Annotated in this window: 8 protein-coding genes and 2 pseudogenes; 4 read left to right on the forward strand and 6 right to left on the reverse strand. The window is 69.1% G+C overall.

What is annotated here, in order from left to right:
• Positions 1-72: 72 nt before the first annotated feature.
• The 4 genes and pseudogenes from ACRDSQ_RS18605 to ACRDSQ_RS18620 form a co-directional block, all read right to left on the reverse strand.
• Positions 73-207, reverse strand: a complete 135-nt coding sequence (locus tag ACRDSQ_RS18605) for a hypothetical protein (protein WP_431422813.1) — start codon at positions 205-207, stop codon at positions 73-75.
• Positions 208-280: 73 nt separating this feature from the next.
• Positions 281-886, reverse strand: a complete 606-nt coding sequence (locus ACRDSQ_RS18610; RefSeq protein WP_431422814.1) for an EAL domain-containing protein — start codon at positions 884-886, stop codon at positions 281-283.
• 247 nt (positions 887-1,133) lie between these two features.
• Positions 1,134-1,985, reverse strand: a pseudogene (locus tag ACRDSQ_RS18615) (diguanylate cyclase domain-containing protein); the annotation flags it as partial.
• Positions 1,986-2,295: 310 nt separating this feature from the next.
• A pseudogene (locus ACRDSQ_RS18620) lies at positions 2,296-2,772 on the reverse strand (SAM-dependent methyltransferase); the annotation flags it as partial.
• 166 nt (positions 2,773-2,938) lie between these two features.
• Between ACRDSQ_RS18620 and ACRDSQ_RS18625 the strand changes: the two are divergent.
• Together ACRDSQ_RS18625 and ACRDSQ_RS18630 are read left to right on the forward strand one after the other, a co-directional pair.
• A complete protein-coding gene (locus tag ACRDSQ_RS18625; protein ID WP_431422815.1) occupies positions 2,939-4,261 on the forward strand; it encodes a cytochrome P450 in 1,323 nt (440 codons plus the stop codon).
• Positions 4,262-4,277: 16 nt separating this feature from the next.
• Entirely contained in the window at positions 4,278-5,279 is a 1,002-nt protein-coding gene (locus tag ACRDSQ_RS18630) for an alpha/beta hydrolase (RefSeq protein ID WP_431422816.1), read from the forward strand.
• Positions 5,280-5,312: 33 nt separating this feature from the next.
• Here the strand turns inward: ACRDSQ_RS18630 and ACRDSQ_RS18635 are convergent, their stop codons facing one another.
• A complete protein-coding gene (locus ACRDSQ_RS18635; RefSeq protein WP_431422817.1) occupies positions 5,313-5,918 on the reverse strand; it encodes a TetR/AcrR family transcriptional regulator in 606 nt (201 codons plus the stop codon).
• 37 nt (positions 5,919-5,955) lie between these two features.
• Here ACRDSQ_RS18635 and ACRDSQ_RS18640 point away from each other — a divergent pair, with 37 nt between their 5' ends.
• Together ACRDSQ_RS18640 and ACRDSQ_RS18645 are read left to right on the forward strand one after the other, a co-directional pair.
• A complete protein-coding gene (locus ACRDSQ_RS18640) occupies positions 5,956-7,428 on the forward strand; it encodes an amidohydrolase family protein (protein WP_431422819.1) in 1,473 nt (490 codons plus the stop codon).
• Positions 7,429-7,462: 34 nt separating this feature from the next.
• A complete protein-coding gene (locus ACRDSQ_RS18645; RefSeq protein WP_431422820.1) occupies positions 7,463-7,969 on the forward strand; it encodes an anthrone oxygenase family protein in 507 nt (168 codons plus the stop codon).
• Between the two features lie 50 nt (positions 7,970-8,019).
• On the opposite strand, the gene ACRDSQ_RS18650 is transcribed toward ACRDSQ_RS18645, so the two are convergent.
• On the reverse strand, positions 8,020-8,565 hold the full coding sequence (locus ACRDSQ_RS18650) for a hypothetical protein (RefSeq protein WP_431422822.1): 546 nt from the start codon (positions 8,563-8,565) through the stop codon (positions 8,020-8,022).
• Between the last annotated feature and the right edge of the window lie 179 nt (positions 8,566-8,744).

Genomic DNA, 8,744 nt, shown 5'->3' on the forward strand with positions numbered 1-8,744 from the left:
GCAATGATCGCCACCATCGCCCCGTGTCACACAAAGATCAACCAACCGTGTCACCGCGAAAAGTGCGAAACCTCAGTCACAGCGGACCAGGATGTAATCATCAAGTGCGGCAAGGAGAATCTCGGCGCGTTCGAGCGTGCTGAAAGTTCCCGCGATATCACCGGTCCCGGTCGGCTGTGCACGGACGACGGCCCACGTGGTGTCCATGGTCGCCATGATGCCGGGATCGGGTCCGCGGGTCCCGCGGATTCGCCCTGACAGGTGATGAAACGCTTTGGTTTCAGGCCTGGAAGCCCGCGGCGATGTCGCCCGGCGGGCAGACGACGCCGAAGAAGTCGCCGGTCGCGGTGTCGGCGCCCGCCGCCCGCCACCAGTCGACCTGTTCCTGAGTCTCGATCCCGTCCACGGTGACCGTGGCGCCCGCGTGGTGGACGGCGGTGACCAGTCGGGCGATCACGGTCGAGCCCACGCCGAGCAGTCGGTCGGTGAGTCTTCGCGCCACCCGCACCGCGCCGACCTGGAACTCCTCCACGGCGGTCAGGTCGTCCGGGCTCAGGCCGAAGTCGTCGAGCGAGGTGCGCACGCCCATGTCCGCCAGCACGGTCAGGCTGTCGGCCGCCTCGGCCACCCGCAAGGCGGCGATGGGCATGCCGACGGTCAGCCGGTCGGCGGGCAGCCCGGTGTAGTCGAGCACGCGCACAACTCGGGAGACGAGGTCCGCGTCGGCGGACTGGTGGGCGGTGAGGCCGACCGAGAGCGGCAGGTCGCCGACGTTTCCCTTGTGCCACCAGTACGCCTGCCCGCACGAGACGCGCAGCAGCCACTCGCCCAGCGGCAGGATCAGGCCGGTCTGCTCGGCCAGTTCCGCGCACTGGTCGTGGTGCACCCGGGCGGAACCCGGCCGGGTCCCACGACAGTAGCGCGGTCACACCCGCGGTCCGGCCATCGGCCAGGTGGGCGACCGGGCGATAGCGCACGCTGATCTCTTCCCGCTCCCACGCGCCCGGCATGCTGACCGCGAGCATCTGGTGGCGGCGGTCGGCGATGTCCTGGTCGGGGTGGTGCTGCTCCCACTGGCCGCGCCGTCCGGTCTTCGCTCGACGCAGTGCCAAATCGGCCGCGCGCAAGGGTTCCGTCGGTTCCTCGTCGCGCGGCGGGCGGTGCACCACGCCGACGCTGGCCGAGAGAGCGAGGCCGTGACCGTCCACATAGGTCGGTTTGGCCAGTGCGGCGTTGATCGCGGCAACCGTGGCGGACACGTTCGGGGTGGTGGCCGAATTCTCCACCAGGATGCCGAACTCGTCGCCGTCGAACCGGGCGACCATGGCGTTATCGGCGGCCATGACGGCTTTGAGCCGCTGCGCCACGTGCACCAGCAGCTGTTCGCCCGCCGGGCGGCCGAGGCCGCCGCAGACCATGGCGAACCCGTCGAGGTCCAATTGGAACAGCGTGACGCCGTAGGCCGGGTCGGCCCGCCGCAGAGCGCTTTCCAGGCGGGTGCTGAAGTACTGCCGGTTCGGCAGGCCGGTCAGCGCGTCGTGCAGCGACTGCCGGTGCAACTCGTTCTGCAGCAGCATCAGCTCGGTGCCGTCCTCGACCACGGCCACCACCTGGCTGGTCCGGTCGTCGACGCCGCGCAGCAGCGAGGCGGTCAGCGTGATCCGGGCGACGTCGCCGTCCTGGCGCAGCAGCCGCTGCGTCTGGCGGACCCGCTCGCGTGTCCCGTCGAGCAGCGACCGCATCGCCTCCCGCAGCGTCCGCACGGACTCCGGGTGCACGAGGTCGTAGAGACCGACGCCGACGAGTTCCGCCGGGGAATACCCGAGCATGTCGCCAAGCGCGGCGTTCGCCCGGACCAGCAGCCCGTCGAGGCCGATGATCATGATGCCGCTGGCCGACGAGGTGGCCACCTGCTCGAAGCGCGCCTCGCTCGCCCGGAGGTTCCACCGGGCGTCCTGCACGGCCTTGAGCAGCGAGCGCTGCATGCTCTCCTGCTGGTCCAGCACGGCCCGCTGGTTGGCCGAGACGAAACCGCAGGCCAGCGTGCCCAGCGCCAGGGTGATCCGCTCGGCGAAGCGCTCCACGGGCTGGAACTCCGGGAGCCCGAGCAGCCCCTTGCCGAGCACCTCGAGGGTGCAGCGCAGGCCCTCTTCGCCGACGTTGCCCAAGGCGACCAGGCGTTCGCCCAGCGCCTCGACCGGCGCGGCGGCGAACGTCTCCCGGGCCACCGCGTCGCAGAGCAAGCCGACCTGGTCGGCCAGCTCATGGTCGAGTTCGTCGCGCGAGAGCGGGACGAAGACAGCACAGGCCGACCGGCTCGTCGAGGTCGAGCAGCCGCAGCGCCTGCGGGCTGCCGAGGATCTGCTCGGGGTCACGCATGTCGGCGTGAACGACGGCGGCGCGGTCGTTGCCCGCCAGCATCAGCTCGCTGTGCGCGACGGCCACCGGGTCACGGTCGACGTAGACCACCCGGCACTCGGGGTCACGCCCCTGCGCGACCTCATGCACGTTGGCCACCGTGGGGATGCCCGACCCGATGTCGAGGAACTGCCGGACACCTTGGTCGACCATGTACCGCACCACCCGCCCGAGGAACGCGCGGTTGACCCGCGCGGCGAGCCGCAGGCCCGGCATCGCGCGTTCGATCTGGGCGCCCACCTCGCGGTCCACCGCGAAGTTGTGGCCGCCGCCGAGCATGAAGTCGTACGTGCGGGCCATGCTGGGCGCGGTGATGTCGACGCCCGGCGGGACCCACTCCTGCTGTGATGTCACGGCAACACCTCGCTCTATTCACGGGACCGACGAGCCTACCGAGTCCCGCGAGCGCTCTGCGCCCGGCCATCGGAGTGATCACTTTTCCACCCGATCAGGTGCTGCCCCCACTCGACCGGATGGCCCTAAGGTGGGCGGTTCCGTTCGGCGGCGGCAAGGAGAACCGATGCCCGTCCCGGTGGGGCCCGGCCGCTGGCCTCTTCTCGGACACACGACCGCGATGCTGCGACACCGCTTCAAGTTCACGTCGGGGTTGCGCGAGCACGGCGAGATCGTGCGGGTGTTCCTGGGACCGGTGCCCGCCTACTTCGTCACCAGTCCCCGGCTGGCGCACCAGGTGCTGGTCACCGACGGCGCGTCCTTCGGCAAGGGCGCGATGTTCGACAAGTTCCGCCCCTACCTGGGAAACGGGCTCGTGCTGTCCGGGGGCGCGTTCCACCGGCGGCAGCGCAGGCTGATCCAGCCCGCGTTCCACCGCGACCGCATCGCGCGCTACGCGGAAACCATGGCGCGCGCGGCGTCCGACCTGACCGGGTCGTGGCGCGCGGGACAGGACCGGGTCGTCGAGGAGGACATGCAGGCCCTCGCCGTCACGGTCGTCGGTGAGGCGCTGTTCTCCACCGAGATCGGCCGACGCGCGATCGAGGAGGTCCGGCGGTCGATCTTCGTGGTGATCAAGCAGGGGATGATCCGCGCGCTGTCACCGAATTTCGTCGAAAAACTGCCACTTCCTGGCAACCGCGAGTTCGACGAGGCCATCGGGCGGATGCGGGCCGTCGTGCTGGAGGTCATCGAGAACTGGCGCGCCGACGGCGTCGACCACGGCGACCTGCTCTCCACGCTGCTGCTGGCGCGCGACGAGAACGCCGACACGGGGATGACCGACGAGCAGGCCTTCGACGAGGTGCTCACCCTGCTCACCGCGGGCATCGAGACGACCGCGCTGGCGCTTTCCTGGATATTCCACGAGATCGGCCGCCACCCGGAGGTGGAGCGGCGGCTGCACGCCGAGGTCGACGAGGTGCTGGCGGGCCGCCCGGTCACCGTCGACGACCTGCCGCGGCTGACGTACACGATGTGCGTGGTCAACGAGGTCCTGCGGATGTACCCGATCTGGATCCTCATGCGGCGGGCTGTCGCGCCGGTCGTCCTCGACGGCGTCACGATCGCCCCCGGCGCCGAGGTGATCCTCAGCCCGCACGCCTTGCACTTCGACCCGGGTTCCTTCGCCGAGCCCGACCGGTTCGACCCCGACCGCTGGTTGCCCGAGCGCGCCGAAGACGTGCCCCGGGGCGCGTTCATCCCGTTCGGCGCGGGAACGCGACAGTGTGTGGGCAACACCTTCGCGCAGGCCGAGATCGCCATTACGGTGGCGACCGTGGCGGCCCGGTGGCGGCTGGTGCCCGTGGCGGACAAGCCGGTCCGCGTGAAGTTCACCTCGGCGGCCTATCCCGACGGGCTGCTGATGACACCGATCCCCCGTGGCTAGCTGGAGGTAGTTTTCCGTGCTCTCGTCCCGTTTCCGCAAGTTGTGCGCCGCCGCGCTGATCACCGCGGGTGTGTGCCTGCTGCCGACGGCCACGCCCGCGGGCGCCGCTTCGGTGACGTGCCAGGACTTGCGCGTGCCGGTGTCGGTCACCGGCACGGCGCAGACGATGTACGGCAGACTGTGTGTGCCCGAAGGCGCGAAGACCGTGCAGGTGCTCATCCCGGGCGGCACGTACAACAGCTCGTACTGGGACATCGGCCACTCCCCGGAGACACGGTCGTTCCGGCTGGCGATGAACGACGCCGGGTTCGCCACCCTGGCCGTCGACCGGCTCGGCACGGGTCGAAGCTCCAGGCCGCTCAGCGTCACCGTGACCGCCTCGACCCAGGCCGACGCGGTGCACCAGGTCATCCGGACGCTGCGACCGCGCTTCGCGAAGGTGATCGTCGGCGGCCACTCGATCGGCTCCGCCATGGCGATGATCGAAGCCGGGACGTACGGCGACGTCGATGGCGTGCTGGTCACCGGAATGACCCACCGGATGAACCTGGTGACGGTGATCCCGGTGCTGGCCAACATGATCCCGGCGCCACTGGGCGGGCTGGGACTCGACGTCGGGTACCTGACGACGAGCCCGGGCACCCGCTACTCGGCCTTCCACAGCCCAGGCCCACTCGACGCCGACGCGATCGCCTTCGACGAGTCCACAAAGGACGTCTTCGCCGTGACCGAATCGGTGGACACGCTGCTGCTGACCAACGTGGTGATCCCGGCGACCCGCCGAATCCAGGTCCCGGTCATGCTGGTCGTGGGCGACGACACCCACTTCTGCGGCGCGCCACTGGGCAGCGACTGCTCGTCAGCCGAGGCGCTGCGGGCGTCGGAGGCGCCGTTCTTCTCGGAGGCGGCCCGGCTGCGGACGTTCGTGCTGAACGGCTACGGCCACTCGATCAACTACGCGCCCAACGCCTCGCAGTACCACCGGGCCGTCGCGGCTTGGACGCGAGAGATCAGCTGACCCGGCGCAGCGCGCCGTGACCTGCCTCAGCGATCACCTTTCCGCAGGCCGGTCGACGCCGCAGACGCGCAGAGAGCTTGCGGCGAGCGCGTCGACAGCTTCCGGGAGTGTCATTCGTCCCGCGGCCACGGCGGCGCCCGCGGCGTGGCCCAGGGTGACGACGGCGGTCGCGAGCCAGCCGATCGGCTGGTCTCGGGTGAACTCGCCGGACTCCTGCCCCCGGTCGAGCACTCGGCTGAGGTGATCCAGAACCGCGTTGTGGCGAGTGTCGTCGGCCGCGGCGCCCACCGACTCGGTGGCCGCGGCGAGCAGCAGCGGGTAGCGGTGAATGGTTCGCCAACTCGCGTCGAGCAGGCGGAGCAGCGCGGCCCCGGCCGGGCCTTCATCCAGCTCCGCGGTGTCCATTTCGGACACGGCGTCGGCGGTGACGGCGTCGATCGCCGCGCTCACGAGCGCGTCGCGGTTCTTGAAGTGGGCATAGACGGTCTGGCGGCTGACCCCAGCCGCCATGGCGACGTCCTCGACGCCCGCGTTCGGGTCTGTGCCAAGGACTTCCAGTGCGGCGCGCAGGATCGATGCGGCGCTGCGGTCGGCGTCGGTGCGACGGCGTCTGCGCCGTCCGTCGGTTATCTCGGACACCTTGTCAAGTTTAACAGAGTCCGCTACGTTTGACAGCATGTCAAATTTAACGAACCGACGTACCGTGCTGCGGGCAGGCGTGGCGGTAGTGGCAGTGGAAGCCGCGACCACAGTGACACCCGGCCGCGCGGCCACAGCAGGGGAACGCGCCCTCGCGTTGACCGGGGTCACGGTCATCGACGTCCAGGGCGGCCGATCTCGCCCGGACATGACCGTTCTTGTTGAGGGGCAACGGATCACGGCGGTAGGACGCCGAAGCGACGTCACGATCCCGGCCGCAGCGGAGATCATCGATCTGCCGGGCAAGTACGTGATCCCAGGGCTGTGTGACGCCCATGTGCACAGCATTCCCGACGAGCGGATCTCCCCGCCGCTCTACCTTGCCAACGGCGTCACCACGGTCCGGGAGATGTCCGGCACCCCGCTGCTGCACCACTGGCGCGAACGGGTCGAGCGCGGCGAGTTACTCGGGCCGCGCTCGGTCATCGCCAGCCGGATCGTCGACGGCGCGCCGACTGTCGGGGATCCCGCGATGTTCGTCGAGGTGGCCACGGAAGCCCAGGCCAGGCAAGCGGTGCGCCAGGCCAAGGCCGACGGCGCGGACTTCGTCAAGGTGTACTCGAGACTGCCCGCGGACCTGCATCGCGTCGTCGCGGAAGAGTCACGCAGGCAAGGGATTCCGTTCGCCGGGCACTGCCCGGACGCCGTTTCGCCCAGTCGGGCGAGCGGGAGCGGACAACGCACCATCGAGCACCTGTACTCGACCTGGTACGACACGTCCACCCGGGAACCGGACCTGCGGGCGCGCATCGCCGAGTGGGAGATCAGTCAAAGCGACGTCGTCGGCTGGCTGCACGACGTCCACCGGCTGGAGTGGGACGCGGCGGGCAGCTACAGCGCCCGCAAAGCGGCGGCGGTGTTGCGCACACTGGCGCGCAACCGCACTCGGGTGGTTCCCACTCTCGTCGTCTACGAGGTGCTCGACCGGCCGGACGAGATCGCGCTGACCGACGAGCACCTCCAGTTCGTGCCCCGCCCGATGCTCGACGGGTGGCACTGGGCCATGGAGAACATCATCAAAGCGGGCCGCACCAACCAGGAAAGCGCCCAGCGACACGCCTTGCTCGACCGCCGGGTGGAGTTCGTCGGCGAATTGGGACGCGCCGGAGTGCCCGTGCTCGCAGGCACGGACGCGGGTGACGTGCCGTTCATCATCCCAGGATTCAGCATGCACGACGAACTCGCGTTCCTGGTGCGGGCCGGGTTCTCACCGCTGCGTGCCCTTCAGTCCGCGACCATCGAGCCCGCCCGCATGCTCGGCGTCGCCGACTCGACCGGCACGGTCGACCCCGGCAAGGCCGCGGATCTGGTGGTGCTGGACGACGACCCGCTCGCCGACATCCGCAACACCACCCGCATCCACACCGTCGTGGCCCGCGGACGTCGACTCTCCCCCGAACAGCGGGCCCGCATGCTCGCCGAGGTGGCCCAAGCGGCCGCCGAGGCATAAGTCCCGCCACATCCCCACTCAACGGAGTCACCACATGCAGATCCGCCTGATCACCGCACTCGCCCTGCTGTCCACCGGCCTGCTCGCAGGCGCCTTCGGGTACGGCGCGGTCAACGTCGCGACCACCTTCGAAGTCGTCCCGCTCGACGTGCGCCTGACCTTCCACTCGGCCCTGATGCAGATGAATGGCCCGGTCATGCAGACCACGATGGCCCTGGCCGCGCTCAGCTCGCTCACCCTGGCCGCCCTCACCCGAGCGACGCCCCGACTCGTCGCGAGTGCGGCCGGGGCACTGGCTGTCGTGTCGTTCCTCGTGACCCGTCTCGGCAACGTGCCGATCAACGGGCAGATCAAAATCTGGGCGGTGACCGCACCACCCGCCGACTACGCCGAGATCCTGGAGCAGTGGGAAAACTTCAACGTCGTTCGCACCCTCACAGCTCTCACCGCTTTCGTACTCATCATCTGGCTGGCCGCGTCCAGGGCGAATGCCAATGTCTCCAACAATCCTGCGGCTACCACCTCCCGCGCAGGCAACTGATTTCGCCCCAAGCGGCATCACCAGCGTCGCAGCGGAACCGGCCGCATTCGCTACCGACGTTTGCGTTCGCCGGCGGGCGGGTCGGTCGCGGAGCTGTCGGTGCGTGGCAGCCTGATGGCCCGGACAAGGCGGTAGAGGCCGACCGCGATCACGCCGATGGGGATGGCGTAGGCGATGAATCTGGTCCACGGTTTGTCATGGCCGACCTGGGCACCGTGGGTTCCTTTGTAGGACCCCGGTTCGTACCTGAACTTGATCGGTTGTCCGGTCTGGTAGTCGTCCGAGTTCTCTCTCACCTTGGCCGTTGCGGAAAAGCCGCCCCGATGAGTGAAGTCGATCAGGAGATACCAGTGCCTGCCGTCCTTCACTCTGCCCGAAACAGTGCCTTCCCCTTTTTCCCATGACAACTCTTGGTGGAGGAAAATGCCCAGGAATAGCGGCCCGAGCACCAACGCCGGGATCAGGATGACCAGCGCCCAGCCGATCCGATTGGAGCGATAAGAGGAGGTCGGTCCGCAGCGGCTCGATCGCGGTTGCCGCAGGCGCCAGCGTGCGTTGATGTCCACTTCGACGCGCTTGTCATCGCTCTGGACCACGTCGGCTCCCCTGAACCACGCTGGATCGCAAGGCACCGCACCGTGGGGGCCTCAATGCCACTGCCTTAAGTGATTGTGGTGGGTTAACGACCTGGTGCGCGATAGCTGACGGGGTGTAGGCACCGCGAGCCGCTGTGATCATGAAAGGGGCCGTGCGGGACGATCTTGGTTGTGAAGAC

Source organism: Actinokineospora sp. (assembly GCF_050699995.1).
Taxonomy (GTDB): Bacteria; Actinomycetota; Actinomycetes; order Mycobacteriales; family Pseudonocardiaceae; genus Actinokineospora.